Here is a 14,293-nt window from a genome sequence, read left to right as displayed (position 1 = left end):
CTATAGTTAAAGGATTCGTAGACCAGCTTCCAGATACTGACAGGAAGATATAACGTACTTCCTGTCTTGCCGAGCCATTTACATGGCGGCAAGACATTAATATCAACGTCTCAACCCATAAGCTTTGAAATGTTTCCGCTTACGTAGATTGAAAATAGGCCATCTGCCATCAGTTGGCCAAATTCCGGCAAAATGGACATAGTAGTACCCTTAACAAAGAAAATAGTGCTCTTAAAAAAGAAAATGTAGAGCTAAAATAAAGTCTTGCTTCACTCCGGGGCCTTCACACACTGGACTTTCTTTATCTCTAAAAACCCAGCGTTCAGATATAAAGAAAGTGAGATAAGATAGGAAGTATAAGCAAGAATGAAAATCGAAAATTAAATCGTATGATTAAGGAAAAAATGATTATAAAGAGAGAAAAATTTTCAAAGAAAATGTCCTCAATGTCAGAACGGCAGACCGTAGAAATATTAATAAGGCAAAGCATATGTTTTAATATCCTTAAAAAATGAGCTATTTAACAATGAGGAGGAATACGAGGATAAATATCCTATACTGATACCTTTTGTTGGTTATTCCGAAGTGGTACATAACATTTGATAGCGATAGTTTTAGAAACGCACTTACATTGAGCAGACAATAGAGGGTGTTTATTAAAAGAGAACAGGAGGCGAAGTATAATGGCATTAATTCATGATGAATTAAAAATAACCTCAATAAAAGAATTATTTACAATGGATTTAACCTTGCCTTCATATCAGCGGCCATATAGCTGGAGTGTCAAGTCAACCAATACTTTATTTATTGACACTTATGAGGCATTTAAAGATGGAACCAGTGAATACCGCATTGGATCAGTCATTTTACATAAAGCAAGTACCGGAAAGTACAATATTGTTGATGGACAACAAAGACTTACCACACTGTCAATTCTGCTATATTGTCTTGGTGATGATAACCAAAGTATGCTAAAAGAAAAATATGGAAAATTATCAAATGATAATATTGTTACAAATTTTGGAGTTCTCTATAGAAGAACTAATGAATTATTGATTAATGAACGTCAAAAATATAAAGATTATCTCTTGAATCAGTGCACTACAGTTCAGATTGTAACTGACAGTGAACAAGAGGCATTTCAGTTTTTTGATTCTCAAAATTCTCGAGGAAAAGATTTAGCTCCTCATGATTTGCTTAAGTCATATCATTTGCGGGAAATGAATAGTGAAGTTGAAAATCTAAAAATAAAGATTATAAATAGATGGGAAAATGTTAATCAAGATGATTTAGATGATTTATTCAAAAATTATTTATATCCATTAACACGATGGTATCGAAGAAAAAATGGTTTAGGTTATTCCTCCAGTAAAATTGATTCGTTTAAAGGAATTAAGGGAGTTAATATCTATAATTATTCAGTCTATCATAAAGCTAGTAATCTATATGTAGAACAATTTAATGCAAATGGTAGCAACGAATTACTCGCTTCGAAATCTTTGAATCAATTTCAATTGACACAACCATTGATTGCTGGGAGACGATTTTTTTATTACACACTTCATTATGGCAAACTATTAGAAAACATTCAGAAGCAGATAAATCGCTTTCATAAAGAAGATGAAATTCCAAGCAGACGTTCTGGCGACATTTATATTAAGCAGTTGTATGAATGCTCTTTAGTATTTTTTGCTGATAGGTTTGGTCTTGAGAGCTTAACTCAATCTGTGATGCAGCTACTCTATTCCTGGAGTTATTCATTAAGATTAACAATGCATTCAGTCTATCCGCAGACGATTAACAAATATTCAATAGGTCAACATGAACGTTTAAATTATGGGATTGATTTATTTACTACAATCAGCGAAATGACAGATCCTGAAGAATTGAAACTGCTTACTCTTAATCAACCAAGTATCGAGAATAATAATAAAGAAAAATACAAAGCAGTATATGAATTGCTGTATGGATGGAATAGGTGGGAGAAATGAAAGACGAGTTAAAAATAGTATCAGTGTCAAATGTTTTTGATAATATCAATTACCTGGTGCCTATTTATCAGCGCAATTTTGCCTGGACTGAAATTCAAATAGTGCAATTAATTGAAGATATTGAAAGCTCTATTGACGGTTCTAATAAAAACTACTTTTTAGGAAATTTAATTGTTAATCAAACTGACAACAATGTATATGAAGTGATTGATGGACAACAACGATTGACGACTCTATATCTTCTTGAAAAGTATTTAGGGTTTGTATTTGCGAAAGAAGCTCTACGTTTTGAAGCTCGTGAAAAATCAAATCGTACGCTTTCTTATGTAAGCGATAGAAGTAATTTTGGATTAATTGAAGAATTATCAGCACCAGAAATCTCGAATGGTTTTCAAATCATAGAAAACTATTTTAAGACTAAAAATATAGATACACAAGGATTTATAAAAAAGCTGGACCAAGTATTTCTTATACAAGTTCAAGTTCCGCGGAATATTGACTTAAACCACTACTTTGAGATTATGAATACTCGTGGAGAACAATTAGAACTTCACGAAATTGCTAAAGCTAAGCTATTGGAAACGCTTGAAAGCGATATCGAAAGAAATGTTGCAGCGATGATTTGGGAAAAATGTTCTGATATGAACTCGTATGTTCAAATGAATTTTGATATAGATTTTCGAAGAAGTATTTTTACGGAGAACTGGAGCAGCTTAAGCCAGTCTATTATTGATTTTGACTCGATAAAATACAAAATTTCGACTGAAAATGAATCGACAGATAAAAAAACTCTGATTGATATATTAAAAAATAATAGATTGGTTAATGTTTCAACATCTCAGTCTGAAGATGAAAATGAACGCTTTGAATCAACTATTTCATTTCCAAATTTCCTGTTGCAAGTTAATGCGGTTATGAGAAAACTTGGAGAGGAAGACTCAAGTCTTGATGATAAATATTTTCTTAATAATTTATCATGGACTTGGTCATCTCCTGAAAAAGCAAAAGATTTCGTATTCCACTTGTTAAAATGCAGAGTCTTATTTGACAAGTACATTCTGAAACGCGAATTTGCTCGCGATTACAAAGAAACTGGTAAATGGTCGCTACAACGTTTAGAGAAATATCGCGATAATAAAAAAAATAGCGAAAAACCCAAATACGTTGGCACGCTGAGTGATGAAGGTAACGATAATAAAAAGCTAAGAACTCTTCAATCTTGTTTGCGTATTACATATACATCACCAAAGACGATGCACTGGATTACTGTTGTTTTATCTAGTTTGTTAGCGAATGAGACATCTGATATTATTTCTTTGCTGGAAAGCTATTGCAAGAAAAAAGTTGTTGATTCAGATTACCAAAATAGGAATGGTTTTGGATTTGAAAGAATTGTATTTTCCTATCTCGATTATTTAATCTATAGGGATGGGTATTCATACGATGGAAAAGAAATTATATCGCCAATTCAAGACGACTGGCAATTCCAGTTCAGAAGTTCCATTGAGCACTTCTATCCACAACATCCAGTTGAAGGAGAACGATGGGAAGATGTCGATCTGAATAGCTTTGGCAATTTAGCATTAATAACGGTTTCTGGGAACTCTAAGTTTTCCAACTTACCACCTGCTGGAAAAATCAATTCGTATCCAAGTATTATCAATCAAAGCTTAAAATTGAAAATAATGGAAAGAATGACAAGACTTGGGGACGGAAAATGGACAGAAGAAAAGGCAAATAAACATAAAGATGAAATGTTCCTACTGCTTTTATCATAAACTCGCAGAAAAAAGAGGTATTCAATTTGATACAACAAGCTATTTTACAAGAGTTGAAAGTGAGGAAAACTATGGAGTGCAAGTTATACTATCCACAAAATGGTAAATCGATCATTCTTACTTATGACAATAGTTGGGTGAAAGAAATCAAGTATGTAGAGAAATCCTATAGTTCATTTATGGATTCGTATGCTGTATTTTGCTTTAAATTAGAAGGAGAGATGAAAAATCCGATCAGGCTGTATCATGACGATGAAAAAATAATAGATATGATTATTGAGAGTGCGATAATTAATAATTATATAGATTTAGCAGATTATTATTCCCATGATGAATTTAGCATAAGTGAACAGGCGCCTCAAAAACACGATTGAAAGCGAGATTATATAGTTTTATAAGCTATTTGACATTAACGATCCTAGGGGCAAGATTAGGATTAGTAACTTTGATTAGGGGAAGGGAAGTTTCTACCATGGATATAAACAAGATGAAAGCATTGTCACTTGAGGAGCTGCGTGCAATATATAAGGTTTTTTTACATAGCAAGGATTTTGCAAAATCAACAGTAAGCACTTCTTACTCTGATTCATTCTATCTTTGGAAAAAAGGTAGTAAAGACCTATTTTGGAATGTAGTAACCTCTACTGATTTTGAGAGTGTTGCAAAGGAAGCATTATTTAAGGCTCTTACTGATAATTCTACTGGCAACGTTAATTTCCTGGTCAGTAGTTACATGTCTCACCTCAGAAGATTTCGTTTGTTTTTGTCATCAGAAGAGGTTGGGGATTCACTAGAGATTGAAAAATCAATCACAGAAAATCCATCACATATGAGTCGAGAAATAATAATTAATAAAATGTATGTCGGAGGCTATTTGTCAGAGGGCGATAATATAGGTCACGAAATTATAAACTTGTATAAAGCAGATGATGGAAAGAATTATATTTATCTCAATTCGCAAGGAACAATTGAATTATCACATGGAGAAAATAGAATAACTGTTTTGCTGGTACGAAAGTTTGCCTCGAAAATATATAAAATACTTGCCAAAGCTGAAGGTATAACTATTCTAGATCTTGCTGACTGCAGACTCACACGAACGGAGAGATACGAAGGGCAAGTTTCACTGGGTCTTAAATATGGAGGAGTTGGTCTTGTAGATTTATTTAATGGAAACTCTTTTCGCGGCAGCCTCGAAGATGAAAAAAATGCTTACACAACGTTTATTGCAGACAAGGTTCTTAAGCCCAAAAAACAGATGTATATTACAGATGATGAATCTGTCAGCGATGGAACGACTTTCTTCATTCGTACAAATAAAGGATTTGGCAAACAAACATTAAGAGAGTTTTACCACGAAAGTAAAAAGCCGGATTCTTTCACTGATCTGAACTGGATAATTGAGAATGGCGAGTTATGGGAAGATACTGATACAACACAGAAAATTTCTGACTTACCGGAAATAAAAACAGATCCGTATTTCAATTTCCTAAAAATAATCAGGCAGGAAGATAATGAACTCGTTTTTTCAAATATGCTATCTTACTTTTTTAATATAAACAGAGAAGCTTTCTCCAGATTTGCACATGAAGTTTTAGCTATAGATATACAAGCAGACTTTATCATTGAAAGAGAAAAGAAAAATATTGACTTGCTAATTTCTGATGAAAAGAATGCTGTTGTAATAGAAAATAAAATCAAATCCAGTATTAACGGAATTAGTGACCGACATGATATATACAGTGATCAGGTACAGTCACAGCTGAAAAAATATTATGAGTTTGTCACAAATGATGATGAGTATCGTAATAAAAATATACGTTGCTTTATTTTTTCACCAAATTACAATCGAATTGAATTAAGCGGGTTTTCTTGTGGTGAAAGATATACTATCGTATATTACAGAGAGATTCACAGATTTTTTGTTGAAAATAGTGATCTCTATGATGGGGTACCTTATTTTACAGATTTCATCAATGCAATGTATAAGCACACAAAGGATTATGATAATGAGCTGGAGGAAGAAATGCAAAGAAGATTCCAAAATACTATTTACAATACAAAAAAAATGTTGGAAGGCAATGAAAAGAAGCATTAGATATTTTTACATATCATATGTAGGGAATGATTCAATTAATACAAAAAATGAAATCATAATAATCGTTAAAAAAGTAATTATTTTACTTTGAAAGGGGTAGATTATAGATAGCAAAGAAATTTCAATTTATTATGACAACGCTATTGAAACTAATAATTAATTGAATTGGTAGGGTGGTGAGGCAAGTGAACCTTTTTCAAATTGTACCAGAGGATTTTTTCAAACCATTAACAAGCAAATATAAAACAACATATATTGAATGTTTAAGGCTCATTTACAATACTTACAAAACTGAGTTATCTTTTGGTGTTGATAAGGAAATCATTATTGCAGAACTTGAACAGTATTTTGATAGTGAGCCTGGTTCAGAAATGGTGTTTGACGAGGACGACAATGAAGTCGCACGAGATTCACGAACAAAAGCAAATGCAATCCTCCGAAGGTTGAAGGATAGTGGTTGGATTGAGTATGAACTGGACAATGATTTTAAGGTAAAGATCAACCTTTTTGATTATGCTGCAACAATGATAGAATCATTTAATAAGATTATTAAAAATGAAGAAATGGAGTATCAGAGTCTTGTTTCCCAGATTCATGCAACTCTAATGAATCAAGATGGCTATGCCAAGCCATATGAATATATAGTCAAACGAGTTGTTGAAAACACGGAAGAACTTATGGTAGGACTCAAGAAGCTTAACACTAATATAAAAAAGCATATTGATGCGATTACGAATGAAAAATCATCTAGAGAGATTCTGCAGGACTTCTTTGTGTACCATAAGGATATTGGATCAAAAGCCTATAATCGCATTAAGACTAGCGACAACATCTCCCATTTTAGATTTGCAATCATTGAAAAATTATATTACATTTTAAATGATGAGCAGGTTTGCAAACGTGCATTGCAAGGCTATATGGAAATCGAACAAATTGTAGATCAGGCAGAGGCACAGGATTCGTTCAGATGCAAAATGCTCAGTATTATATCTGCATTCAGAAATTATGATGACATTATTTCAGAGATTGACTATAAGCATTCAAAATATATGGGCAGTGCTATCGCAAGGGCAAAGTTTTTATTGACGAATACGAACAATGCTGAGGGGAAGATATCAAAAATTCTGAAATACCTGTCGGATGAGTTCAATGCTGCTGACTCTCTCAATCTGAATGATGAGCTTGATGATGAAATCCTTGAGATATTTAGCATATTCCCTCAAGGATTTATTGACAGTGATTCTTTATATGTGGTGCCTATATCAAAGAAGATGTCCCTTCCAGAAGTCTTAAGTGATAATCTGGGAATATCCGAGGAAGAAAGAGCGCTACGCAAGTTCACTATGCAGGAGCGAAGCAGGAACCGGTTTTCTCGCAAGAATATCAATACATATATTGATGAAATGCTTAAGGATAAGAAATCAGTCCGGGCTTCAACTTTACCACTGGAATCAAATAGAGATTTTATAAAAGTGATTTTTATCAGCCTTTATGGGCGGGACAAAAAGTCGATTTATAAGACCTCTCCGCTAGATAAGAATATAGCGGTAAATAATTTTCGATTTCGTGATTTTCTGATAGAAAGGTGTGAATGATGGAGATGGAAGTTTTCAAGGAAAGCCAGGTTCAGAAAGAGAAGTTTAGAACGGCTGCCAACAAGCTACTTAACAGTTGCTTTGTTGTCAAGAAAAAGGAAGATACAAGAAATGACTACATCTTCATACTTCAAAACAAAGACCTGTTTGTTGAATACTTCGATTTGCTTGGCTATAAAATTGAGATCAATGAAAACCATGGGGTTGTTGCTCTGACAAATTTAAACGGCACTGGAAGATTAAGGTTGAAGAAGATTGAAAGCATTATCCTTTTGATTCTGAGACTTCTGTACATAGAAAAGCGTAAGGAATTGAGTCTGACTGACGATGTAGTAGTTCTGACTGACGAGATACATCAAAAGTACAATATGCTCAAAATCGAAGCCAAATTGAACTTGGACAAGACAACTCTTAGGGAAGCTGTCCGACTGTTCAAACGCTACAATATTGTCACAATTATTGACAGGGATGTTACCATGTCTGATGCAAGGATAAAAATTTACCCTTCAGTTTTATTTGCAATACACAATGATAATCTCAATATAATCTATGATGCAATCAATCAGAAGCTCAATCAATATGCAATGGGAGGTGAGTCAAATGACGATGAAGACATTAACCCGGATTAGGCTTATCAACTGGCATTATTTTGTGAATGAAACCATCAGCGTTAACGGCTCATTTCTCATCAGCGGAGAAAATACGGCGGGGAAATCTACAGTCCTTGACGCAATTCAGCTTGTTTTGACAACAAATCACAGGAAATTTAATACGGCAGCGAATGAAAAAAGCAGCCGTGATTTAAAAGGTTACGTTAGATGCAAAACTGGAAACGAGGACAATGCTTATATACGTAATGGAAGTGTTATCACTTACGTTGCTCTTGAGTTTTATGAGGAAAAGGCGGCAAGATACTTTACACTCGGTGTGAAAATTGACTCGCCGGATGAAGAAAGCAAGCTAATAATAAAATGGTTCCGAGAAGAGTGCCGATTGGAGGAGCTGAGCTTTCTGATTGGGGGGAGACCATCCACATCTGAGGAATTCCGCAGAAATGACAAAAAGATAAATTTGATTTCCCAGACATCAGAAGCCAAGGCGAGGTTTGGACAGAGGCTTGGAAATCTGGAAGACCGGTTTTTTGATATGATACCTAAATCACTGGCTTTCAAGCCAATGGACAATGTTAAAGAGTTCATAAACAGATTCATTCTCTCTGAGAAGGCAATCGAAGTTGAGACTCTTCGGCATAATATTGCATCCTTAAAAGAACTGGAAGATTTGATGATAACCACAAAAGAAAAAATTAATGATTTAAAAACGATACTTTCAAAAAATGATGAAATTCTTGCAAAAGATCGTGAAATTAAGACCAATGATATAATGATAAGGAAAGCGGATATTGAAGCAAAGAAGCTTGATATTGAGGATAATGAAAAAAATGATAAGTTATTAAATCAACAGTTTCAAAGCGAGCAAAGCAAGCTTGAACTGTTGGATACGAGTCTTAAAAACGAAAGAGATCTTCAGACAAGCCTGATGCTTTCTCTTGGACAGAACGAAACGGTACAGTTGATAAAAGATACAAATCATAGGATTGAAATGTTAAATAAGGACAAAGAAAATGTCCAGAAATCTGTGAATAAGCTTACTTCAATGCTAAATATAACGTCAGAGGCGTTAACATCACTCAAACAATTTGAAATATATATCATATCCAAATCTGAGCTGATGTCGCTTGGATTGGCAGAGCATGATGCTATATCAAAATCAGAGCATATATATAAACTTAAAAAAGAACTGATTAGTTTGCTTGAGAAATATAGTTCTGATAAAGTCAGACAAAATGATCTCTTAGAAAAATACAAAGATCAGAAGATAAAGTTAACTTTGGGGATTCAAAACCTCAAAAACAAAAAATTAACCTACCCAGATAATACTGTAAAGCTAATGACAGCAATTGAAAAAGAGTTCCTGAACATGGGAATAAGAAGCGAGCCAAGGATATTTTCCGATCTTTTAGAAATTGTAGACCCGAGATGGCAAAACGCAGTAGAAGGCTACCTCAATACTCAGAGGTTCTATATTATTGTGGAACCGCAGCATTACAAGGTTGCCCTTGATGTCTACAATAGAGTAAAAAAGGAAGTACATACGGTCGGTATGGTGAATACAAACAAACTTGACATCAAGATTGATTCGGACATGGATTCCCTTGCATACGTCATAAAAAGTGAAAACCGTTGGGCAAAAGCTTATGCTGTCTATCTTCTCAATCGGGTTATCCGTTGTGAGGATGTGTATAGTCTGAGGGATCACAAGGTGGCAATAACACCTGATTGCATGCTTTATCAGAATTTTGCAGTCAGAAAAATAGATGAAAGAGTTTATCAAACACCGTATATTGGTGCCTGTGCTTTCGAAGTTCAACTGAAAAATAAGCAGGCCGAACTAGAAATAGTAAATGCAGACATCACAGCAGCACAGAAAAATCTGAATAGGCTCCAGGAGATTATTGAAAAGCTTAAAGTATTTAATATGGATGTGATTGAGGAAAATATTGAAGCACCTCAGAGATTAAAAGATACAGACGAGTTGATTATAAAAGAAAAAATAGAACTAAAAAAGGCGGAAAGCGATCCGAGCTATATCGAGATTAAAATGCAGATCGATGAGTGTAGCAAGCAGGTCAAGAAGTTACAGGATGATTATGATAATACTAACAAACTTATTGGAAGTTTGAAAGCTCAAATAGACAACAATATGAAGCAGTTGGATGAGATGCTGAGGCTGCATTCTTCATTGGAAAACCGCTTCAGAGAATCATGCGACAGATATGCTGAGGTCGCCGACTTAGGTCTGAATAAATTCCAAGAGCAGATCAAGCTGAAGACAGCAGCGACAATTGTTCAAAACTTTTCGCCTATGATGGTAGGCTTAGAGAACAAGAAAAATGAACTAGTTGCCGATCTTATCAAGCTTCAGGCAAAATTCTGCAATAAAAATGACTGCGATTTGGGATCAGGTTACGAGCAGATTCAGGATTATATAAATGAACATCACAAGCTCGTAGCTTCCGAAATTATAAAATATGAAGAAGATTTGGAAAGAGCCAAGGAGAATTGCCACATGGAGTTCAGGGAGTCTTTTCTGGCAAGACTAAATGAAAATATTGAGAACGCTAAGTTGGAATTTAAAAACCTCAATTCAGCACTTAAAGATATTTATTACGGAGAAGACACTTATAAATTTGAATTGACACCGAACAAGAAAAAAGAAAGCATATATCAGATGATCACATCTAAGAAGAATGAGATGGGTTTAAATTTGTGGTCCCAGTCCTTTGAGGATGAATATAAAGAAGAAATGGATGATTTGTTCTCTAAGCTGACAGCCTATGACGATAAAGGCGAAAAAGTCCTCTTAGAGTATACAGATTATCGCAACTATCTGGATTATGACATAATTGTTGAAAAAACAGACGGGAAAGTTCAGCGCTTTTCCAAGATATATGGTGAAAAAAGTGGTGGAGAGACGCAGACTCCATATTACGTAGCTATTGCAGCATCCTTTGTTCAGCTTTATAAATTGGGAGATACTATCAGGATAATCATGTTTGATGAGGCATTTGATAAAATGGATGACAATAGAATCAGTTCCATGATGGATTTTCTGAACAGCCAGAATTTCCAGATTATCCTTGCCACGCCGCCATCGAAGCTTGAAGTGATTGGTGAAAAGGTAGATACCATATTGATGGCTATGCGTGAGGGCACTAACAGCATCATAGAGGAGTACGATTTATGATAAATAAATATGAAAGAACCATTCTGAATACGCTATTGGATAAGTATGAGAAGAGCAAAAGCTTTAATGGCGATAATAAGATAAATCAAAGGTTTTTCGTTAAGATTGTGTCGCTGTTCCCGAAATATGACGATCATTCCAACTATGAATTGTTTCAGGCGGTCAATGAATCAATAGATGTATTAGTGAGAAAAGATCTGATTTTAGCAAAAATCAGCAAGGCTAATGTGTGTAATGAAGTTTCTCTGAATATAAATAATATCAGTCAGGTTTATCAGTATATAGGGAGAACGCAGAAGCGGGATATCAACAATGCAGTAATGATTCTTCTTGCTGAATATATGGATAAGAACGAAATTCTAAAAAGATTCTGTGAAGCCCAGATTGAAAGGATAAGAGCGAACAAATCAATACAGTTTTTCAATGACGATCTGCGGGAATTTAAAAGTATTCTCGTTGCAGTTGATAATTTGCTAAAGGTTGAGTCAGAAACCTTTGTCAGAGATTTTTCAGTCAGGGTATTTAAGGATTCCAAGTTGCTTGACCAAATAAGCCCTAAAATTGTCAATTTACTTTATGAGTATGGTGACTTTCCGGAAAAGGATCAGGTGCTGGAGAACTTAAACATAGTAAAGAATCCGACGTATGTTAACTTCAAGGGTGCAGGAGCCATTGTATTATCCGGTCAACGAATCGATCTAGACCTGTTGAAGGGTGATATAGCTATTTCATCTTCCATGCTTGAAGACATAGAAAGTATTGAAATCACAGGGAAAATGGTAGTGACCGTTGAAAACTTAACAAGTTTTCATATGGCTGAAAAAAAGGATGTGTTTCTAATATATTTAGGTGGATTCCATAATCGCATCAGAAGGGATTTCATCAAAAAAATATACTTGCAGAATCCAGATATGGAATATTATCATTTTGGTGATATTGATGCAGGGGGATTTTATATACTTGAGCATCTTAGAAAATTAACAGGAGTGAATTTCAAACCGTATAAAATGGATCTGGATACTCTAAGTCAGTATCGAAATTACTCAAAGAGTCTCACGGAAAATGATAAGTTAAGGCTAAAACGGCTTAAGGGTAATGATTTTGATGAAGTAATTGAGTACATGCTGAAGAATGACTGCAAACTTGAGCAGGAAGCAATTCGATTTTGAAAGTACTAGTGCATGGATATCCATTCTTAAAAATTCAGCTTTAGAAGGTTTCAAATGAAAGATATAAGTCTTTGGAACAGGCATATATCTTTTTTTATTTGAGATAATACTCAAGGGATATGGTACTATATAGTTAACAAAGTGAAAAATTATAATGAAGATAAAGAAGACATAAATAAGTCATGGTTTGCATTTGGAACACTTGTATTAGGTGATTTTAGATAGGAGGCAGAGCATTGAGCAAAGAAAACAGAAAACTACTTAAATATTCAGGGATTATATTCATAACGGTATTATTAACTTACAGGCTTCCGCATGATTCCTATTCGATTGTTCAATACCTCATACCGCCCATCATATGGGAAAATAGTGTTATTTACCTTTCGGGGATAGTGCCATTGGCACTGTTCATAGTTGGAATGAAAGGCCTGTTTAAACTTGAAAGATTTGCAGGTAAGAGCAAGCTGCTTATATTCATTGCTGTTGTATTAATCTTTGTCCCGGCAATGAATGGGGCCTTGGATTTCAGCAGAACGAATTATCATTCGATAAAAGGGGACGGACTTAAAGCCGTAGATATTAAAGAATCCAATATGAGTATAAATTCAACTAATGATGAAATGGTAATAAGCATTAATTTAAAATTGAAAGATTACAGCAGAAAAGAAAATAAATTCAAAATAAGAGTATATTTGCCTGAAAGCATAAGTGCTTATACCGGGAGCGAATTTTATGATTTATACAACGATTACTACACACATGGTAATAGAGGTATTTATAATGTTCAAGAAGAGATCACAATTAAATCAAATAATAATCATGAGATGAGTCAATTATTTGATTCCAGGTGGTATCAGGAAGACATGGAGTATGAATTATATAATGGTGAAGAGACCGTTAAGATTATAAAACATGGCTTATAGGCAGAAAGGAAATAATGCCATGAAGAAAAAAGCAATTATTACAGCAATGATTACAATAGCATTAGCAGGTTATGCCATCTATTGGGCTTTCTATGATATGAGCAGACTTCCGACTGGAGAATTGATATCTGAGGTGCAGTCATCCGGTGGTACATATACCCTGAAATCATATCGTACAGATGGAGGAGCAACTACTTCCTATGCGATAAGAGGAGAACTTAACTTTAATACTGAGAATAAGAAGCCAAAGAATATCTACTGGAAATACAGAGTTGAAAACTCATCAGTTGAATGGCTGGATTATGATACAGTTATGATTAATGGAGTCCAGTTGGACGTTCCGGATGAGATATTTGATTACAGGAGAAAGCAATGAACGAATTTAGACTTGAAGACGGTGTTATAACAATAAGAAAATATAAGCCGGTTGATTGTGCTGCTATGGCAAAACTCTTTTATGATACGGTGCATACGATAAATGCCATGGATTACACAAAAGAACAGCTGAATGTATGGGCGAAGGAAAGCGTAGATTTGGAAGCCTGGAATCTTTCTTTCTTGAATCACAATACCTTTATTGCAGAAATTAACGGAGAAATCTTAGGATTCGCAGATATGGATAGTGCCGGCTACTTGGACAGGCTATATGTTCACAAGGATTTTCAGCGAAGAGGGATTGCTGCAGCTCTGGTAGACGAATTAGAAAGATGTGCAAAAGAAACCGGTATATTGAGTTTTGAAACATATGCATCAATTACTGCAAGGTCATTTTTTGAAAAACAAGGATACACAGTTGAAGCAGAAAACAGAATCATAAGAGATGGAATAACACTGGTAAATTATAAGATGGTTAAATCCTGAAAAGAATGGCACAACTTGCAATACAACTCTGTAAATTGGAGGTAATGAGATGGCAATGCATGAATTTGGAA

Annotated in this window: 11 protein-coding genes; all 11 read left to right on the top strand. The window is 34.6% G+C overall.

Annotation, left to right across the window (positions count from 1 at the left end; genetic code table 11):
• The first annotated feature begins 683 nt into the window (after nucleotides 1-683).
• The 11 genes from AC4PGZ_RS07085 to AC4PGZ_RS07035 all read left to right on the top strand — a co-directional run bounded on the left by AC4PGZ_RS07085 (nucleotide 684) and on the right by AC4PGZ_RS07035 (nucleotide 14,222).
• A complete protein-coding gene (locus tag AC4PGZ_RS07085; RefSeq protein WP_492157936.1) occupies nucleotides 684-1,991 on the top strand; it encodes a DUF262 domain-containing protein in 1,308 nt (435 codons plus the stop codon).
• On the top strand, nucleotides 1,988-3,769 hold the full coding sequence (locus AC4PGZ_RS07080) for a DUF262 domain-containing protein (protein ID WP_492157935.1): 1,782 nt from the start codon (nucleotides 1,988-1,990) through the stop codon (nucleotides 3,767-3,769). The genes AC4PGZ_RS07085 and AC4PGZ_RS07080 overlap by 4 nt, the downstream gene beginning before the upstream one ends.
• A gap of 221 nt (nucleotides 3,770-3,990) precedes the next feature.
• Nucleotides 3,991-4,143, top strand: coding sequence for a hypothetical protein (locus tag AC4PGZ_RS07075; RefSeq protein ID WP_492157934.1), 153 nt, complete (start codon nucleotides 3,991-3,993; stop codon nucleotides 4,141-4,143).
• Between the two features lie 98 nt (nucleotides 4,144-4,241).
• Entirely contained in the window at nucleotides 4,242-5,867 is a 1,626-nt protein-coding gene (locus tag AC4PGZ_RS07070; protein ID WP_492157933.1) for a PD-(D/E)XK nuclease family protein, read from the top strand.
• Between the two features lie 185 nt (nucleotides 5,868-6,052).
• Entirely contained in the window at nucleotides 6,053-7,462 is a 1,410-nt protein-coding gene (locus AC4PGZ_RS07065) for a Wadjet anti-phage system protein JetA family protein (RefSeq protein WP_492157932.1), read from the top strand.
• Nucleotides 7,459-8,091: a DUF4194 domain-containing protein gene (locus AC4PGZ_RS07060; protein WP_492157931.1), complete on the top strand. Its 633-nt coding sequence runs from the start codon at nucleotides 7,459-7,461 to the stop codon at nucleotides 8,089-8,091. The genes AC4PGZ_RS07065 and AC4PGZ_RS07060 overlap by 4 nt, the downstream gene beginning before the upstream one ends.
• Nucleotides 8,063-11,269, top strand: coding sequence for an ATP-binding protein (locus AC4PGZ_RS07055; RefSeq protein ID WP_492157930.1), 3,207 nt, complete (start codon nucleotides 8,063-8,065; stop codon nucleotides 11,267-11,269). The genes AC4PGZ_RS07060 and AC4PGZ_RS07055 overlap by 29 nt, the downstream gene beginning before the upstream one ends.
• Complete coding sequence (locus tag AC4PGZ_RS07050; RefSeq protein WP_492157929.1) at nucleotides 11,266-12,438, top strand: Wadjet anti-phage system protein JetD domain-containing protein; 1,173 nt, start codon at nucleotides 11,266-11,268, stop codon at nucleotides 12,436-12,438. Before AC4PGZ_RS07055 ends, AC4PGZ_RS07050 begins: the two co-directional genes overlap by 4 nt.
• A gap of 236 nt (nucleotides 12,439-12,674) precedes the next feature.
• Entirely contained in the window at nucleotides 12,675-13,361 is a 687-nt protein-coding gene (locus tag AC4PGZ_RS07045; protein ID WP_492157928.1) for a hypothetical protein, read from the top strand.
• Nucleotides 13,362-13,380: 19 nt separating this feature from the next.
• Nucleotides 13,381-13,737 (top strand): DUF5412 domain-containing protein, encoded by a 357-nt coding sequence (locus tag AC4PGZ_RS07040; protein WP_492157927.1) that lies wholly within the window; start codon nucleotides 13,381-13,383, stop codon nucleotides 13,735-13,737.
• Nucleotides 13,734-14,222 carry a GNAT family N-acetyltransferase gene (locus AC4PGZ_RS07035; RefSeq protein ID WP_492157926.1) on the top strand — a complete coding sequence of 163 codons (489 nt, stop codon included), beginning with the start codon at nucleotides 13,734-13,736 and terminating at the stop codon, nucleotides 14,220-14,222. Before AC4PGZ_RS07040 ends, AC4PGZ_RS07035 begins: the two co-directional genes overlap by 4 nt.
• Nucleotides 14,223-14,293 lie beyond the last annotated feature (71 nt).

It is taken from the genome of Proteocatella sp. QWL-06 (genome assembly GCF_058684135.1).
Note: the sequence above shows the minus strand (reverse complement) of the source record. Positions and strands in the feature narration are given on the sequence as shown.